This window comes from Streptomyces thermospinosisporus (assembly GCF_039526425.1).
In the GTDB taxonomy this organism is placed as follows: domain Bacteria; phylum Actinomycetota; class Actinomycetes; order Streptomycetales; family Streptomycetaceae; genus Streptomyces; species Streptomyces thermocarboxydovorans.
Map to the genome: position 1 here is coordinate 27,011 of NZ_BAAAIZ010000061.1, position 16,506 is coordinate 43,516.

16 protein-coding genes are annotated in these 16,506 nt (G+C 70.6%); 7 read left to right on the plus strand and 9 right to left on the minus strand.

Annotation, left to right across the window (positions count from 1 at the left end; translation table 11 throughout):
- Nucleotides 1-38: 38 nt before the first annotated feature.
- The 4 genes from ABD207_RS19900 to ychF all read right to left on the minus strand — a co-directional run bounded on the left by ABD207_RS19900 (nt 39) and on the right by ychF (nt 3,914).
- Nucleotides 39-848, minus strand: coding sequence for an ABC transporter permease (locus ABD207_RS19900; RefSeq protein ID WP_344014453.1), 810 nt, complete (start codon nt 846-848; stop codon nt 39-41).
- Nucleotides 845-1,819 carry an ATP-binding cassette domain-containing protein gene (locus tag ABD207_RS19905; RefSeq protein ID WP_344014454.1) on the minus strand — a complete coding sequence of 325 codons (975 nt, stop codon included), beginning with the start codon at nt 1,817-1,819 and terminating at the stop codon, nt 845-847. The genes ABD207_RS19900 and ABD207_RS19905 overlap by 4 nt, the downstream gene beginning before the upstream one ends.
- 135 nt (nt 1,820-1,954) lie before the next feature.
- Nucleotides 1,955-2,605, minus strand: a complete 651-nt coding sequence (locus ABD207_RS19910; RefSeq protein WP_344014455.1) for a PadR family transcriptional regulator — start codon at nt 2,603-2,605, stop codon at nt 1,955-1,957.
- Between the two features lie 220 nt (nt 2,606-2,825).
- Nucleotides 2,826-3,914, minus strand: a complete 1,089-nt coding sequence (ychF, locus tag ABD207_RS19915) for a redox-regulated ATPase YchF (RefSeq protein WP_344014456.1) — start codon at nt 3,912-3,914, stop codon at nt 2,826-2,828.
- A 366-nt stretch (nt 3,915-4,280) separates the two neighbouring features.
- Here ychF and ABD207_RS19920 point away from each other — a divergent pair, with 366 nt between their 5' ends.
- Nucleotides 4,281-4,889 carry a DUF6542 domain-containing protein gene (locus ABD207_RS19920; protein WP_344014457.1) on the plus strand — a complete coding sequence of 203 codons (609 nt, stop codon included), beginning with the start codon at nt 4,281-4,283 and terminating at the stop codon, nt 4,887-4,889.
- Between the two features lie 159 nt (nt 4,890-5,048).
- Here ABD207_RS19920 and ppgK read toward each other — a convergent pair whose 3' ends face one another.
- Nucleotides 5,049-5,795 (minus strand): polyphosphate--glucose phosphotransferase, encoded by a 747-nt coding sequence (gene ppgK, locus ABD207_RS19925; RefSeq protein WP_344014458.1) that lies wholly within the window; start codon nt 5,793-5,795, stop codon nt 5,049-5,051.
- 110 nt (nt 5,796-5,905) lie between these two features.
- Complete coding sequence (locus ABD207_RS19930; protein WP_206317308.1) at nt 5,906-6,931, minus strand: 4-hydroxy-3-methylbut-2-enyl diphosphate reductase; 1,026 nt, start codon at nt 6,929-6,931, stop codon at nt 5,906-5,908.
- A 158-nt stretch (nt 6,932-7,089) separates the two neighbouring features.
- On the opposite strand from ABD207_RS19930, the gene xseA reads away from it, so the two are divergent.
- From xseA to ABD207_RS19945, 3 genes are all read left to right on the plus strand, one after another.
- Nucleotides 7,090-8,298, plus strand: coding sequence for an exodeoxyribonuclease VII large subunit (gene xseA, locus ABD207_RS19935; protein WP_344014459.1), 1,209 nt, complete (start codon nt 7,090-7,092; stop codon nt 8,296-8,298).
- 9 nt (nt 8,299-8,307) lie between these two features.
- Nucleotides 8,308-8,589, plus strand: coding sequence for an exodeoxyribonuclease VII small subunit (locus tag ABD207_RS19940; RefSeq protein WP_344014460.1), 282 nt, complete (start codon nt 8,308-8,310; stop codon nt 8,587-8,589).
- Nucleotides 8,590-8,751: 162 nt separating this feature from the next.
- A complete protein-coding gene (locus ABD207_RS19945; RefSeq protein WP_344014461.1) occupies nt 8,752-9,342 on the plus strand; it encodes a malonic semialdehyde reductase in 591 nt (196 codons plus the stop codon).
- Between the two features lie 121 nt (nt 9,343-9,463).
- Here ABD207_RS19945 and ABD207_RS19950 read toward each other — a convergent pair whose 3' ends face one another.
- The gene (locus tag ABD207_RS19950) at nt 9,464-10,021 is read right to left on the minus strand and encodes a DUF4245 domain-containing protein (protein WP_425580759.1); all 558 of its coding nucleotides are present in this window, start codon (nt 10,019-10,021) and stop codon (nt 9,464-9,466) included.
- Between the two features lie 91 nt (nt 10,022-10,112).
- Between ABD207_RS19950 and glpX the strand changes: the two genes are divergently transcribed.
- A complete protein-coding gene (glpX, locus tag ABD207_RS19955) occupies nt 10,113-11,147 on the plus strand; it encodes a class II fructose-bisphosphatase (RefSeq protein WP_343997613.1) in 1,035 nt (344 codons plus the stop codon).
- 253 nt (nt 11,148-11,400) lie between these two features.
- On the opposite strand, the gene ABD207_RS19960 is transcribed toward glpX, so the two are convergent.
- On the minus strand, nt 11,401-11,778 hold the full coding sequence (locus ABD207_RS19960) for a WhiB family transcriptional regulator (RefSeq protein WP_167994305.1): 378 nt from the start codon (nt 11,776-11,778) through the stop codon (nt 11,401-11,403).
- A gap of 657 nt (nt 11,779-12,435) precedes the next feature.
- Nucleotides 12,436-13,137 (minus strand): DUF1707 SHOCT-like domain-containing protein, encoded by a 702-nt coding sequence (locus ABD207_RS19965; RefSeq protein WP_344014463.1) that lies wholly within the window; start codon nt 13,135-13,137, stop codon nt 12,436-12,438.
- Between the two features lie 147 nt (nt 13,138-13,284).
- Here ABD207_RS19965 and ABD207_RS19970 point away from each other — a divergent pair, with 147 nt between their 5' ends.
- Entirely contained in the window at nt 13,285-14,961 is a 1,677-nt protein-coding gene (locus ABD207_RS19970; RefSeq protein WP_344014464.1) for a fumarate hydratase, read from the plus strand.
- A gap of 143 nt (nt 14,962-15,104) precedes the next feature.
- Nucleotides 15,105-16,490 carry a class II fumarate hydratase gene (locus ABD207_RS19975; RefSeq protein ID WP_344014465.1) on the plus strand — a complete coding sequence of 462 codons (1,386 nt, stop codon included), beginning with the start codon at nt 15,105-15,107 and terminating at the stop codon, nt 16,488-16,490.
- Nucleotides 16,491-16,506: the final 16 nt, after the last annotated feature.

The window sequence follows — 16,506 nt, forward strand, 5'->3', positions numbered from 1 at the left end:
CCCTCACCACTGAGCAGGGCGCAACGGGGGGTGCGCCGTTACTTGCTCAGGGCCCCGAACCGCCGCAATGCCAGCGGGAAGAACACCGCGAACAGTGCAAGCGGCCAGATCACAGCGGCCCAGATCTCGCCGGAGTCGGCACCGCGACCGCTGAACAGCTCGCGCACCGCCGTCGCGGTCTGGGACATGGGGTTCCATTCGACGACCGTGCCCAGCCAGTCCGGCATGGACTCGGGGGTCGCGATGGCGTTGGAGAGGAAGCCGACGGGCCAGACCAGGATCTGCACGGCCTGCACCATCTCCGGCTTGCCCGCGACCAGCGCGAGTTCGATGCCGATCCACAGCATCGCGAACCGGAACAGCAGCAACAGCCCCACGGCCGCCATGAACTGGCCCGCCGAGGAGTGTGTCCGCCATCCGATCGCGTACCCGACGCCGATCATCACGGCGAGTGCGACCGCCGACTGCAGCATGTCCGCGACCGAACGGCCCACCAGTACGGCGCCATTGGCCATAGGCATGGAGCGGAACCGGTCGATCACGCCCTTGTTGAGGTCCTGCGTGACGGCGATCATCGTGCTCTCCAGGCCGAAGGCCATGGTGAGAGCGAGCGTTCCGGGCACCAGGTAGTCGATGTACTTCCCCTCGACACCCCGGCCGCCGCCGATCAGATAGCCGAACATCAGCAGGATCATCACGGGGAAGACCACGCTGACGGCCACCTGGACCGGCTGCCGCGCCCAGTGGGCCAGCTCCCGGCGCGTCATCGTCCAGGAGTCGCTCAGGGCGAGCGCGACCTTGCCGCCGCTCTCCCCGCGTGCCGTGTCCACTGCGCCGACCGCGCTCATACGACCTCCCTGGTTCGAACAGTGTCCGTCGCCGCGTCCTCCGAACGGCCCGTCAGATGCAGGAACACCTCGTCCAGCGTCGGCCTGCGCAGCGCGATGTCCTCGGCCTCGATGCCCGCCTCTTCCAGGGCCCGTACGACCTGGGTCAGCGCACTCATCCGGTCGGCGACCGGAGCGCTGAACAGGCGGCGGTCGACGTCCACCGAGACGTCATCGGCATCGATCGGCAGCAGCGCCACCGCCGTGCCCAGCTGACCGGCGTCGCGCAGGACGACGTCGATGCGGTCACCGCCGGTGCGGGCCTTCAGCTCGTCGGCGCTGCCGTCGGCGATGACCCGGCCGTGGTCGACCACCGAGATGCGGTCGGCCAGCTGGTCGGCCTCCTCCAGATACTGAGTGGTGAGCAGTACGGTCGTGCCACCGCCCACGAGAGAGCGCACCGAGGCCCACACCTCGGCCCGGCTGCGCGGGTCGAGCCCGGTGGTCGGCTCGTCGAGGAACAGCACGTCCGGCTCGGTGATCAGCGAGGCGGCCAGGTCGAGCCGCCGCCTCATGCCACCGCTGTAGTGCTTGACCGCCTTGCTGCCGGTGTCGGCGAGGCCGAAGCGCTCCAGCAGTTCGCCGGCCCGGGTCCGGGCGCGGCGGGCGCCCAGGTGGTAGAGGCGCCCGAACATCTCCAGGTTCTGCCGACCGCCCAGCTCCTCGTCCAGCGCTGCGTGCTGGCCGAGCAGGCCGATGCGCCGGCGCACCTGGTCGGCCTGCCGCACGACGTCGTACCCAGCCACCGTCGCGCGTCCGGAGTCCGGCCGCAGCAGTGTGGTCAGCACCCGCACGGTGGTGGTCTTGCCCGCACCGTTCGGACCCAGCAGGCCATGGACCGTGCCGCGTCCGACCGTCAGGTGCAGATCGTCCAGAGCGGCCTTCTCCCCGTATCGCTTGCGTACGCCGTCGACGACGATCGCGTCGGTCATGCGTCTCCTTCGAGTCGCGTAGTCAAGCTTGACTACTGTTCGGCCGCACAAAGTAGCACCGCACCGCACACTGGTCAAACTTGATTAGCTGGGAAAGCCGACCGGCCCGTTCACCTGCCGAGGAGGCGGAGCACGTCACCGTTCGTCCTCCGGGTGCCGTTCCCCCGTGGCGTAGGGATTGCTCTCCCCTTGCGAGAGGACGGCGTGCGTCTCACGGAACGGCTCGCCCTCACCCGCGAAGGTGTAGGCACCGCGCTCTATGCGCTCGATGAGCCCGCGGGTCCACACCTCTCCGACGTCGGCCGAGTGGACCCACAGGTTCATGATCTCGCCGATGTGCCCGAGCTGACCGGGTCCGCCCTCGGGCAGGTAGTACTCGGTGACCGACCTGCGCCACTCCTGGATGGACTGCACCCGGTCGCGCAGCAGTTTCAGCGCCTCCTCGCGCTCCAGATCGACGATGAAGCCGAGTGCCGAGGCGAGGACGTCCGGCTTCTGGTCGTACGAGGTCAGCGCCTCGCGCACCAGCCTGAAGTACTCCTCGGTGCCCTTGTCCGTGAGCTCGTACTCCGTGCGCGGAGGCCCGCCGGCCGTGGACGGCGCGACCTCGTGCGCGTGCAGCAGCCCCTGCTTCGCCATCTGCTTCAGGGCGTGGTAGATCGACCCCGGCTTGGCGTTGGACCACTCGTGCGCGCCCCAGTACTCCAGGTCGTTGCGCACCTGGTAGCCGTGGGCCCGCCCGTGCTGGCGCACCGCGCCCAGCACGAGAAGACGGATCGCTGACATGCGATCAAGACTAGGGCCGGGACCTGATGTCACGCCGGTGGCCACCGGCCAGATCAAGACACCGCCGATCTCCTCGTGCGTGCGAAGATCGGGCGCCGGCCGCCCCGTCGGGATGTCCGGCTCTGCACCCCTGCGGGCACGGCAAGGGGCCTGCTCTGCCGTGAGCCGGCCCCTTGCCGTGCCGCACCCGCCGAAGCGGCCGGCGAGGCGTGACGAACCCTCAGACGTTGAAGCGGAACTCCACCACGTCGCCGTCCTGCATCACGTAGTCCTTGCCCTCCATGCGGGCCTTGCCGCGGGCGCGGGCCTCGGCGACCGAGCCGGCCTCGACGAGGTCGTCGAAGGAGATGACCTCTGCCTTGATGAAACCCTTCTGGAAGTCGGTGTGGATGACTCCGGCGGCCTCCGGCGCGGTCGCGCCCTTCTTGATGGTCCAGGCGCGGGTCTCCTTGGGGCCGGCGGTGAGGTAGGTCTGCAGGCCGAGGGTCTGGAAGCCGACGCGGGCGAGGGTGGCGAGGCCGGGCTCGTCCTGGCCGACGGACTGGAGCAGCTCCAGGGCCTCCTCCTCGTCCAGCTCGGCGAGGTCCGCCTCCAGCTTGGCGTTGAGGAAGATCGCCTCGGCGGGGGCGACCAGCGCGCGCTGCTCGTTCTTGAAGTCCTCGTCGACCAGCTCGTCCTCGTCGACGTTGAAGACATAGAGGAACGGCTTGGTGGTGAGCAGGTGCAGGTCGTGCAGGAGCTCGGCGCGCTCGCTGCCCTGGACGATGCCCTGCGAGAAGAGGGTGTCGCCCTTCTCCAGGATCTCCTTGGCCTCCTCGACCGCCTCGACCTTGGGCGCCACGTCCTTCTTGATCCGCGACTCCTTCTGCAGGCGCGGCAGGACCTTCTCGATGGTCTGCAGGTCGGCCAGGATCAGCTCGGTGTTGATCGTCTCGATGTCGTCCTTCGGCGAGACCTTGCCGTCCACGTGCACGACGTTCTCGTCCTTGAAGGCGCGGATGACCTGGCAGATCGCGTCGGACTCACGGATGTTCGCCAGGAACTTGTTGCCCAGGCCCTCGCCCTCGGAGGCTCCGCGCACGATGCCCGCGATGTCCACGAAGTCGACCGTCGCCGGGAGGATCCGCTGCGAGCCGAAGATCTCCGCCAGCTTCTGCAGCCGGGGGTCGGGGACGCCGACCACGCCGACGTTCGGCTCGATGGTGGCGAACGGGTAGTTGGCCGCCAGCACGTCGTTCTTGGTCAGGGCGTTGAACAGGGTCGACTTGCCGACATTCGGCAGACCGACGATTCCGATCGTGAGCGACACGTTGCAACTTCCCGTACGTGAGGATGAGGACTGGATCAGGATTGGTCAGGATGGGGGCTGCTCGGCCTGGCCGACTGGTCCGCGCGGGCCGATCCACCAGTCTACGGCGTGACCGCGCCCACCCCGGCGGCGTATCGAACGCCTGGTCGTGCCGTCGCCCCGGCGTGTCTGTCGGGCTATTCGACACATAAACCGACCTAAGTTGGTCCGGTGGAGCAACCGAGGACGCGATCCGCGCAGTACCCGCCGCGACGGGACGGGCCGCAGGCCAGGCCTTCCGGGGCGGGCAGAGCCGCTCGGCAGGCCAGGGCGGCACCGCCGTCGGCCCGTGCGCCGGGGCAGGCGGCGGCCAGGAAGCCGGGTCAGGTGGCCGGAAAGCCGACGCCGGTGCCTCCGCAGGCGGGGCGGGCCGCCGGGGGCGGCGTCTCCCGGTCCCCGCAAGCGCCCCGGCCGGCGTCCCGCGCGCCGCGTCCCGCACAGCGCCGGCCAGCCGCTGCCACCTCAGCCGCGGTCGCCCGCCGGTTTCCCGGTCCCCGGCTCACCGGGCTCGGCACGGGGCTCTTCTGTGTCGCGGCGCTGCTGGTGCTCGGTCTGCTCGCCGGCGCGCTGTTCGGGCGCGCGGCCCAGACGGTCTACGGGGTGCTGTTCCTGCCGGTGTGCGCGCTGACGGCCCTGTGGGTGCGGCGCGGTGATCTGCTCGCGGCGCCGGTGGTGGTGCCGGTCGGCTTCCTGGTGGGGCTGGTGCCGGTCGCCGAGCGGGGCGACGGCAGCACGGGCAGCAGGCTGATGGGGCTGGTGACCGGCCTCGCCACCCAGGCCGGGTGGCTGTACGGGGGGACGCTGGCGGCGGGGGTGATCGTTCTGGTGCGGCGGGTGCGCATGATCGGCCGGGAGCGGAGGGCCGGGCGGAGGGCCGGGTTCGGGCGCGGGGCCGGGGCAGGGCGCGGGTCCGGGTCAGGGCGTGTACGCCGGTGACCGGACGCGTACGCAGAGGATCCCCGCGGGGGGGTGACGCACGCGGAGGTGTCCCGGCCGAGTTGATGCGCGAGAGGGTGATCCACGCGGGAGTGTCCGAGGGGCGGACCCGGGTACCGGCGCCGGCGCTCGGGGGCAGACCCCCGGTCGTCGTTCGGGTCAGACCCCGGTGGCCGCCCGCATCGCCGCCCCTACGATGCCCGCGTTGTTCTGCAACTGGGCGGGGACGATCTCGGCCTTGATGCCCTTGAGGTGCGGCAGGAACTTGTGCGCCTTGCGGCTGACGCCGCCGCCGATGATGAACAGCTCCGGCGAGAACAGCATCTCGACGTGGGCCAGGTACTTCTTCACCCGGCGCGCCCACTCCTCCCAGGACAGGTCGTGGTCCTCCTTGGCCTTGCTGGAGGCGCGCTTCTCCGCGTCGTGGCCGCGCAGCTCCAGATGGCCGAGCTCGGTGTTGGGGACGAGGACGCCGTCCGTGAACAGGGCGCTGCCGATACCGGTGCCGAAGGTCAGCACGATGACCGTGCCCCGGCGGTGGCGCCCGGCGCCGAAGTGCATCTCGGCGATGCCGGCGGCGTCCGCGTCGTTGACCACGGTCACCGGCAGGCCGCCGAGACGGTCCCCGAGCAGGACGCGGGCGTCGGTGTCGACCCAGCTCTTGTCGACGTTGGCGGCGGTACGGATGGTGGCGCCGTCGGTGACCACGCCGGGGAAGGTGATGCCGACCGGGCCGGTCCAGCCGAAGTGGTCGACGACCTGCTTGACGCCGTCGGCCACCGCGTCGGGCGTGGCCGGGTGCGGGGTGAGGATCTTGTGACGCTCCTGCGCCAGGTCCCCCTTGTCCAGGTCGACCGGGGCGCCCTTGATCCCGGATCCGCCGATGTCCACGCCGAAGATCTGCATAGCCTTACGTTACGACGGACCACGGAAGGCCACGGAGTCGATCTCCGTGACCTCCAGCACCCTCCGTGACGATGCGACACTTTCCGTGACGGCCGGGGTGGCCGCCGGGGTCACTCGGCCGCGGGCTCGCCGCTCCCGGCGCCGCCGCGCTCGGCCACCAGGGCGGCGGCCTCCTCGCGCAGGTCGCGGCGCAGCTCCTTGGGCAGCGAGAAGGTGATGGACTCCTCGGCGGCCTTGACGATCTCCACGTCCTCGAAGCCGCGCTGGGCGAGCCACTCCAGCACCTGCTCGACCAGCACCTCCGGCACCGAGGCGCCCGAGGTGACGCCGACCGTGGTGACGCCCTCCAGCCAGGCCTCGTCGATCTCGTCGGCGAAGTCCACCAGGTAGGCCTCGCGGGCGCCGGCGAGCTTGGCGACCTCGACCAGCCGCTTGGAGTTGGAGGAGTTGCGGGAGCCGACCACGATCACCAGGTCGGCCTGGGCGCCCATCTGCTTGACCGCGAGCTGGCGGTTCTGCGTGGCGTAGCAGATGTCGTCGCTGGGCGGCGATACCAGCTGCGGGAACTTCTCCTTGAGGGCGTCGACGGTCTCCATGGTCTCGTCGACGCTGAGCGTGGTCTGGGAGAGCCAGACGACCTTGTTCGGGTCGCGGACCTCGACCTTCTCCACGTCGCCGGGGCCGTCGACCAGCTGGATGTGCTCGGGGGCTTCGCCGGAGGTGCCGATGACCTCCTCGTGGCCCTCGTGCCCGATCAGGAGGATGTCGTAGTCCTCCTTGGCGAACCGGACCGCTTCCTTGTGGACCTTGGTGACCAGCGGGCAGGTGGCGTCGATGGTGGCGAGCCGGCCGCGCCGGGCCTCCTCGTGGACGACGGGCGCCACGCCGTGCGCGGAGAACATCACGATGTTGCCCGGCGGGACCTCCTCCGTCCGTTCGACGAAGATGGCGCCCTTCTTCTCCAGGGTCTGCACGACGTACTTGTTGTGCACGATCTCGTGCCGGACGTAGACGGGGGGCCCGTACTGCTCGAGAGCCTTCTCGACGGCGATCACGGCGCGGTCCACACCCGCGCAGTAGCCCCGGGGGGCGGCGAGCAGGACACGGCGGCCAGGCGAAGCAGTCATGCGGTCCATCGTAAGGGCCAGGTCCTGCCGTCCGGATCAGCGGCGGCAGCGGGACCCAGCGCGGCGCGGCACAGGGCGGCGCGAAGGGGCGGTCGCGGGGCGGCGCGGAGGGGCGGTCGCGGGGCGGTCACGGTGCGTTGTCGGTGCGGCGCACTACTCTCGCGGGCATGGCTGTCACAACGTCTGCGGAAGCGCCCCTGCCGGTCAGCGAGGTGTCGCGGCTCATCGGAGGGTGGATCGACCGGCTCGGCGCGGTGTGGGTCGAGGGGCAGATCACCCAGCTGTCGCGGCGGCCGGGCGCGGGCATGGTGTTCCTGACCCTGCGGGACCCGTCGTACGACATCTCCGTGGGCGTGACCTGCCGCCGGCAGGTGTTCGACGCGGTGGCGGACGTGGTGAGCGAGGGTGCGCGGGTGATCGTGCACTGCAAGCCGGAGTGGTACGCGCCGCGCGGGCAGCTGTCGCTGCGGGCGGCCGAGATCCGGCCGGTGGGGGTCGGGGAGCTGCTGGCCAGGCTGGAGCAGCTGAAGAAGTCGCTGGCGCGGGAGGGTCTGTTCGCGCCGGAGCGCAAGAAGCCGCTGCCGTTCCTGCCGCAGCTGATCGGGCTGGTGTGCGGGCGCGCCTCGGCCGCCGAGCGGGACGTACTGGAGAACGCCCGGCACCGCTGGCCCGCGGTCCGTTTCGAGGTGCGCAATGTGGCGGTGCAGGGGGTGCACGCGGTGCCGGGGGTCGTCCAGGCGGTGAAGGAGCTGGACGACATCGACGAGGTGGACGTGATCATCGTGGCGCGCGGCGGCGGCAGCGTGGAGGATCTGCTGCCGTTCTCCGACGAGCAGCTGGTGCGCGCGGTGGCCGCCTGCCGTACGCCGGTGGTCTCGGCGATCGGCCACGAGCCGGACAATCCGCTGCTCGACCTCGTCGCCGATCTGCGCGCCTCCACGCCCACGGACGCGGCCAAGAAGGTCGTGCCGGATGTGGGTGAGGAGTTCGAGCGGGTACGGATGCTGCGGGACCGGGCGCGGCGCTGTGTGGAGGCGTTCCTGGACCGCGAGGAGCGGGGCCTGGCGCAGGCTCTGGCCCGGCCCTCGATACAGGATCCGCACCGGATGATCGACGTCCGTGCGGAGGAGGTCACCGCACTGATCGAGCGGGGCCGGCGCTGTCTGCGGCACCAGCTCGACCGGGCGGACTCGGAGCTGACCCATACGCATGCGCGGGTGGTGGCCCTCTCCCCCGCGGCGACGCTGAAGCGCGGATACGCCGTGCTCCAGCGGTCCGACGGGCACGCGGTGCGCGCGGCGGCGGAGGTGCAGCCCGGTGAGGCCCTGCGGGCCCGGGTGTCGGAGGGCGAGTTCACGGTCCGCGTGGATGCGTAGGGTGGGCTGATGACCGGCGAGACGGAGCAGACGGTGACCGGCGGGACGGAGCAGGCGGCGGTGGCCGAGGCACTGGGGTACGAGCAGGCTCGGGACGAGCTGATCGAGGTCGTGCGGCGCCTGGAGGCGGGCGGTACGACGCTGGAGGAGTCGTTGGCGCTGTGGGAGCGCGGCGAGGAGCTGGCCAAGGTGTGCCGGCGCTGGCTGGAGGGCGCCCGGGCCCGGCTGGACGCGGCGCTGGCGGAGGAGGCCGACGACGCGGAGGCCGAGGACGCGGGCGAGGGCGAGTAGCCGCCGTCGTCTCGGTGTCCCACATGCCTGTAGCAGTGTCCTGGCGCGGAACCTGTGGCGGAACCTGTGAAGTGGATCACCGCGATCCGGTTTTTATTGAGCATTGAAATTCACCGGGCGTACGGTCGGCTGCGTCCATCGCACCACCGAGAAGGTTCACGTATGTCACTCGCTCTTGACCCGGCCGCCCAGGATCTGCTGTTCCGCGAGGCGCGCACCGCCAACACGTTCACCGATGAACCGGTGACCGACGAGCAGATGCGGGCGATCTACGACCTGGTCAAGTACGGTCCCACCGCCTTCAACCAGTGCCCGCTGCGCATCACCCTGGTCCGCTCCCCCGAGGCCCGCGAGCGGCTGCTGCCGCACCTGTCCGAGGGCAACCGGGCCAAGACCGCGTCCGCGCCGCTGGTCGCGATCCTCTCCGCGGACAACGAGTTCCACGAGGAACTGCCCGCCCTGCTGCCGCACTTCCCGCAGGCCAAGGACCTCTTCTTCGCCGAGCGCCCGGTGCGGGAGAACTCCGCCGCGCTGAACGCCGCCCTCCAGGCCGGGTACTTCATCGTCGGCGTGCGGGCCGCGGGGCTGGCCGCCGGGCCGATGACCGGGTTCGACCACGAGGGCGTCCGCAAGGAGTTCCTGGACGACGACCACACCCCGCTGATGATCGTCAACATCGGCCGCCCGGGCCCGGACGCATGGTTCCCGCGCAGCCCGCGGCTGGAGTACGAGCAGGTCGTCAGCGAGGTCTGACCCCGCCGGACGTACCACGGCACGCACAAAAACCGGGTGGCCGCACGGCTCGGCCGGTCACGGGACAGGGCCCTCGCGGATCGATCCGCGAGGGCCCTGTCCCGTGGCTCCGGCCGGGGGCTCACTCGGTGCGCAGCGCCTGCGCCATCTTCGTCAGCTGCCCGAAGGGTGCCGTGCCGGTCACCACGGTGGTCGCACCGTCCTTGCCCTGGAGGACCAGCGCGTCGTAGTGGTCGCCGTCGTAGCGCGTCCAGGTCTGGCCGTTGATCTTCTGGGTGACGTCCGTCTTCTCGGCGCCCTGGGTCGCCTCCTCGATGAAGAGCACCGGCTTGCGCGTGGACTGCTCGACCCCGATGTACTCGCCGTCCGCGGTGTGGAAGCCGAGGTGCCAGGCCTCGTCCTCCTCGCCGCGGTAGCGCACGGAGGTCGCCTTCCAGGCCTTCGGCAGGCCCTCGGGGGCGGCCACCGGGTAGGAGGCGGCGCGGCGGGCGGTGAGCAGCTCGACCCTGTAGTCGACCCGCTTCAGCTCCGGGTCGCTGTCGTCGTGCGGGAGGAACAGCCAGACCACTCCCGCGACAAGACCGATGAGGCCCAGGGAGAGGATCATGTCCCGGGCCGACTTCTGCACGCTGCTCTTTCCTGCCACGCCCCTATCGTCGCAGGTGTCCGGAGCGCTCATCCGTGGGGTCCCCTGCTCATTTTGTCTGCCTAACGATAGAGTCGGCCCCACACCCTCATCCGGCCGTCGTCGTACAGAAAGGTGCGCTCCGATGACCGATCATCACCATTTGCCGTCCGAGCTCGATGTGCCCTCCGAGGCCCCCGACCGCAACCTCGCCCTGGAACTGGTGCGGGTGACGGAGGCCGCGGCGATGGCCGCCGGCCGCTGGGTCGGCCGGGGCGACAAGAACGGCGCCGACGGGGCCGCGGTGCGCGCCATGCGCACCCTCGTCTCCACCGTCTCGATGAACGGCGTGGTCGTCATCGGCGAGGGCGAGAAGGACGAGGCCCCGATGCTCTACAACGGCGAGCGCGTGGGTGACGGGACCGGACCGGAGTGCGACATCGCCGTCGACCCGATCGACGGCACGACGCTGACCGCCAAGGGCATGACCAACGCCATCGCGGTGCTGGCGGCGGCCGAGCGCGGCTCGATGTTCGACCCGTCCGCGGTCTTCTACATGGACAAGCTGGTCACCGGTCCGGAGGCGGCGGACTTCGTCGACATCAACGCGCCGGTGAGCGTGAACATCCGCCGGGTCGCCAAGGCGAAGCGGGTCACGCCCGAGGACGTCACCGTGGTGATCCTGGACCGGCCGCGGCACGAGGGCATCATCAAGGAGATCCGGGAGACCGGGGCGCGCATCAAGCTGATCTCCGACGGTGACGTGGCGGGCTCGATCCTGGCGCTGCGCGAGGGCACCGGCATCGACCTGCTGCTCGGCATCGGCGGCACCCCCGAGGGCATCATCTCTGCCTGTGCCGTGAAGTGCCTGGGCGGGACGATCCAGGGCAAGCTCTGGCCCAAGGACGACGAGGAGCGGCAGCGGGCCATCGACGCGGGGCACGACCTGGACAAGGTGCTGACGACGGAGGACCTGGTCACCGGGGACAACGTGTTCTTCGTGGCCACCGGCATCACCGACGGCGAGCTGCTGCGGGGCGTGCGGTACCGGTCGGAGACGGCCACCACCGACTCCATCGTGATGCGCTCCAAGTCGGGGACCGTGCGGCGGATCGACTCCGAGCACCGGCTGAGCAAGCTGCGGGCCTACAGCGCGATCGACTTCGACCGGGCCAAGTGAGGCAGGGCCTCGGCCCGGCCACATGAAAGGGCACCCCCTGTGCGGAGGGGGTGCCCTTTCCGTACGGCCGGGGCCGTACGGCCGTTCCCGTGCGGCTGCCTCCTGCGGCTGCCTCGCGCAGTTGTCTCGTGCGGTCGCTTCTCGTGCTGTTGTCTCGTGCGGTCGCTTCTCGTGCGAGCGTTCTCGTACCGGTCTCGGGGGTCTCGGGTCGTTGTCGCGTGCGGCTGTCGCGTGCGATCGCCTCGTGCGGGGCTCAGCCGGCCGCGGCTATGCGGTTCGTCGTGCGCGCGGCCTTCTTCAGCTCCATCTCGCGCCGCCGGCGGCGGGCCAGGACCACGCGACGCTCGGCCGCGGTCAGTCCGCCCCAGACGCCGTAGGGCTCGGGCTGGAGAAGGGCGTGTTCGCGGCACTCCACCATGACCGGACAGCGGGCGCAGACCCGCTTGGCCGCCTCCTCGCGGGAGAGGCGGGCCGCGGTGGGTTCCTTCGACGGGGCGAAGAACAGACCGGCCTCGTCGCGGCGGCACACCGCCTCGGTGTGCCAGGGGGTGTCTTGGTCCCTGTCTCGCGCTGGCACCCGCTGGGCCGGAACGGCAGCTACCTGCAGGGACGAATGCGGCGGTTGCAGCACGGTCAACTCCTGACGACGGCTTCGCGGCTGGAGAGTGCTGCGGGATCCACGTGATGAGCCCGGTGTGACCGGTGCGTCCGACCGCAGCGCCGAGCCGTCCCCCGCGGCCGGCCCGCGAGGGCGGTTCGGCAACGCCGCGAGCGGGCGTGCCGGGCGTGCCGGGCTCCGCGTGAGTCCCGCGGCGCCCTCCTGGAGACGATGCAGCAAGGCTTACCCGTTGTGCGCGTGCCTATGCACTGAGTCCCCAACCGCCCGGTACGGAAACCGCGTTCAGTGGCACGGGAGGCCGCGGGGAAGGCCGTTTGCCGCCCCGCCGACGGGCGTACGTCACCCGCGGCCGGGAGGCGTGCGGTCGCGGGTGACCTGATGCCTTCGGCCGTCGTCGGTCGTCGTCGGCGTGCGGTGTCGGTCGGTGACCGATACCTGTCGTTGGCCGGATATCTGCGGTCGCTGTCGGCGGCCAGACGGCAGCCGGTGGCCGGAGTCCGCGTGCGTCCCAGTGACCGATGTCCACAGTCGCCGCCGGTGACCGGGATGCCCGAAGTCGCCTCAGGGGCCGAGACGTTGAGGGTTGCCCTCGCCGCCCGCCGCGACGCTCGCGCCCGCCGAGACGCTCGCGCTTGCGTCAGTGACCGCTGGAACGTTTCACGCTCGCCGTCAGTGGCCGAGATGCTTGCGCATGCCTCGATGGTGCGCGCGGTCCAGCGAGCGCTGCACCCGGTCCAGGATGTCGGCGACCAGCTTGCCGCGCTTCGGGCGCGCCTCCACGTTGCCCAGGACCGCCCAGCCGTCGACGTAGACCACCGGCGCCTCCGGGTCCTCCGCGTCGAGCGAGGCCACCTCGAAGTTGCCGAGCACGCCGCCGCCCAGGCCGCGCAGCGAGACGTTCTCCGGGACGCGGACCTCGACGTTGCCGAAGACGGAGAACGCCTTGATCACCACCTGCTGGTGGTCGAAGAGCGCCTCGCTGAGGTCGATCTCCACGCTGCCGAAGATCGCATACGCGTGGATGCGGCGGCCGGCGCGCCAGCGGCCCCTGCGGACGGCGGCGCTGAACACCGCGACCACGTTGTCGTCGGGGTCGACCGGGATGGCGCCGGCGGTGGGGCGGCTCGGGGCGGGGGCGGGGCGGCGCTGGTGGCCGGCCGGGAGGTCCCGGACGAAGGTCTCGAGCTCCCCCACCGTCTTGGCGGCCAGCACGCCCTCGACCCGCTCGGCGTGCTCCTCGGCGGTCAGCCGGCCCTCGGCCAGGGCCTCGCGCAGAAGCTCGGCTATGCGGTCACGGTCGGCGTCCGAGGCCCGCAACTCGGCGGGCGCCGGTGCGTTGTCCTGCTGCGGTGCGTGCTTCTGAAGGTCCACGGCAGCAGCGTACCCAAACACGATAGATCGCGACACCCCTTGTGGTCCGGCAACTGAGCCTTACCTCACAGGCTCAGCCGCGGTCGGCAGGTTTTACGCTGGTGGGCGCCCGCCGATGGAGGCGGGCACCCGTCTGTCGAGTGAGGAATGGGCGCGATGCCTGAGTTCGAGTACGCCGATCTGCTCCCCACGGGAGAGGACACCACCCCGTACCGGCTGGTGACCTCCGAAGGTGTCTCCACCTTCGAGGCCGGCGGGCGGACCTTCCTCAAGGTGGAGCCGGAGGCGCTGCGCAAGCTCGCCGAGGAGGCCATCCGCGACATCCAGCACTACCTGCGCCCGGCCCACCTGGCCCAGCTGCGCCGCATCATCGACGACCCGGAGGCGTCCAGCAACGACAAGTTCGTGGCGCTGGACCTGCTGAAGAACGCCAACATCGCGGCCGCGGGCGTGCTGCCGATGTGCCAGGACACCGGCACGGCCATCGTGATGGGCAAGCGCGGGCAGAACGTGCTGACCGAGGGCCGGGACGAGGAGGCGCTGAGCCGCGGCATCTACGACGCGTACCAGAAGCTCAACCTGCGCTACTCGCAGATGGCTCCGCTCACCATGTGGGAGGAGAAGAACACCGGCACCAACCTCCCCGCGCAGATCGAGCTGTACGCGACCGACGGTGACGCGTACAAGTTCCTCTTCATGGCCAAGGGCGGTGGCTCCGCCAACAAGTCCTTCCTGTACCAGGAGACCAAGGCGGTCCTGAACGAGGCCTCCATGATGAAATTCCTGGAGGAGAAGATCCGTTCGCTCGGCACGGCCGCCTGCCCGCCGTACCACCTGGCGATCGTCGTCGGCGGCACGAGTGCCGAGTACGCACTGAAGACCGCCAAGTACGCCTCCGCGCACTACCTGGACAACATGCCGACGGAGGGCTCCGAGCTCGGCCACGGCTTCCGGGACAAGGAGCTGGAGGAGAAGGTCTTCGAGCTGACCCAGAAGATCGGCATCGGGGCGCAGTTCGGCGGCAAGTACTTCTGCCACGACGTCCGCGTGATCCGCCTGCCCCGCCATGGTGCCTCCTGCCCGGTCGCCCTGGCGGTCTCCTGCTCGGCGGACCGGCAGGCCGTCGCGAAGATCACGGCCGAGGGTGTCTTCCTGGAGCAGCTGGAGACGGACCCGGCGCGGTTCCTGCCGGACACCACGCCCGAGCAGCTGGCGGACGAGGGCGAGGTCGTCAAGATCGACCTCAACCAGCCGATGGACGCGATCCTCGCGGAGCTGACCAAGCACCCGGTGAAGACCCGCCTGTCGCTGAGCGGTCCGCTGGTCGTGGCGCGGGACATCGCGCACGCCAAGATCAAGGAGCGGCTGGACGCGGGCGAGGAGATGCCGCAGTACCTGAAGGACCACCCGGTGTACTACGCCGGCCCGGCGAAGACCCCGGAGGGCTACGCCTCCGGCTCCTTCGGTCCGACGACCGCCGGCCGGATGGACTCCTACGTGGAGCAGTTCCAGGCCGCGGGCGGCTCCAAGGTGATGCTGGCGAAGGGCAACCGCAGCAAGCAGGTCACCGACGCGTGTGCCGCGCACGGCGGCTTCTACCTGGGCTCCATCGGCGGCCCGGCCGCCCGGCTCGCGCAGGACTGCATCAAGAAGGTCGAGGTGCTCGAGTACGAGGAGCTCGGCATGGAGGCGGTCTGGAAGATCGAGGTCGAGGACTTCCCGGCGTTCATCGTCGTCGACGACAAGGGCAACGACTTCTTCCAAAACCCGTCCCCCGCCCCCACCTTCACCTCCATCCCGGTCCGCGGCCCCAACCTCTCCTGAGTCCGTCCCCGGGGGCTCCGCCCCCGGGCCTGTGGCCCCTCAGCCACGCGCCGAACGGGCACGTCGCTTTGCGCGGCGCGTGGGGGACCCCCAGGTGGGTCAATGCACGGAACATCCCCGGCCGCTCGCGCGCTGTACCCGGTATGAGCGAATACCGGATCGAGCACGACTCCATGGGTGAGGTGCGGGTGCCCGTGGATGCCAAGTGGCGGGCGCAGACGCAGCGGGCCGTTGAGAACTTTCCGATCTCGGGGCAGCGGATCGAGCGGGCGCACATCGAGGCGCTGGCCCGGATCAAGGGCGCCGCGGCGAAGGTGAACGCGCGGCTCGGGGTGCTGGACAAGGACATCGCCGAGGCGATCCAGGAGGCGGCCGGCGAGGTCGCCGAGGGGCGGTGGGACGAGCACTTCCCCGTGGACGTGTTCCAGACCGGGTCGGGCACCTCGTCGAACATGAACACCAACGAGGTCATCGCGACGCTGGCGAGCGAGCGGCTCGGCCGGGACGTGCACCCCAACGACCACGTCAACGCCTCCCAGTCGTCCAACGACGTCTTCCCCTCGTCCATCCACATCGCCGCCACCGCCGCCGTCACCCGGGATCTGATCCCGGCGCTGGAGCATCTGGCCGCGTCGCTGGAGCGGAAGGCCGAGGAGTTCGCCGATGTGGTGAAGTCGGGGCGCACGCACCTGATGGACGCGACTCCGGTGACGCTCGGTCAGGAGTTCGGCGGCTACGCCGCACAGGTGCGGTACGGCATCGAGCGGCTGCAGGCCTCCCTGCCGCGCCTGGCCGAACTCCCCCTCGGCGGCACCGCCGTGGGCACCGGCATCAACACCCCGCCCGGCTTCTCCGCCGCCGTGATCGAGGAGGTGGCCCGGGTCACCGGTCTGCCGCTGACCGAGGCGCGCAACCACTTCGAGGCGCAGGGCGCCCGCGACGGGATCGTGGAGACCAGCGGCCAGCTGCGCACCATCGCCGTGAGCCTGACGAAGATCGCCAACGATCTGCGCTGGATGTCCTCCGGCCCCCGCACCGGCCTCGCCGAGATCCGCCTGCCCGACCTGCAGCCCGGTTCGTCGATCATGCCGGGCAAGGTCAACCCGGTGATCCCGGAGGCGGTGCTGATGGTCTGCGCCCAGGTCATCGGCAACGACGCCACCGTGACCACCGCCGGCGCCTCCGGCAACTTCGAGCTCAATGTGATGCTGCCGGTCATCGCCAAGAACGTGCTGGAGTCGATCCGGCTGCTCGCCAACGCCTCCCGGCTGCTGGCGGACCGTACCGTCGACGGGATCGAGGCCGACCGCGAGCGGGCCCGCGAGTACGCAGAGTCCTCGCCGTCCGTGGTGACCCCGCTCAACAAGTACATCGGCTACGAGGAGGCCGCGAAGGTCGCCAAGAAGTCGCTGGCCGAGCGGAAGACCATCCGGCAGGTGGTGCTGGAGGGCGGCTATGTCGAGCGGGGCGACCTCACCGTGGAGCAGCTCGACGAGGCACTGGATGTCCTGCGGATGACGCGGCCGTGACGACTGCGGCAGCGCC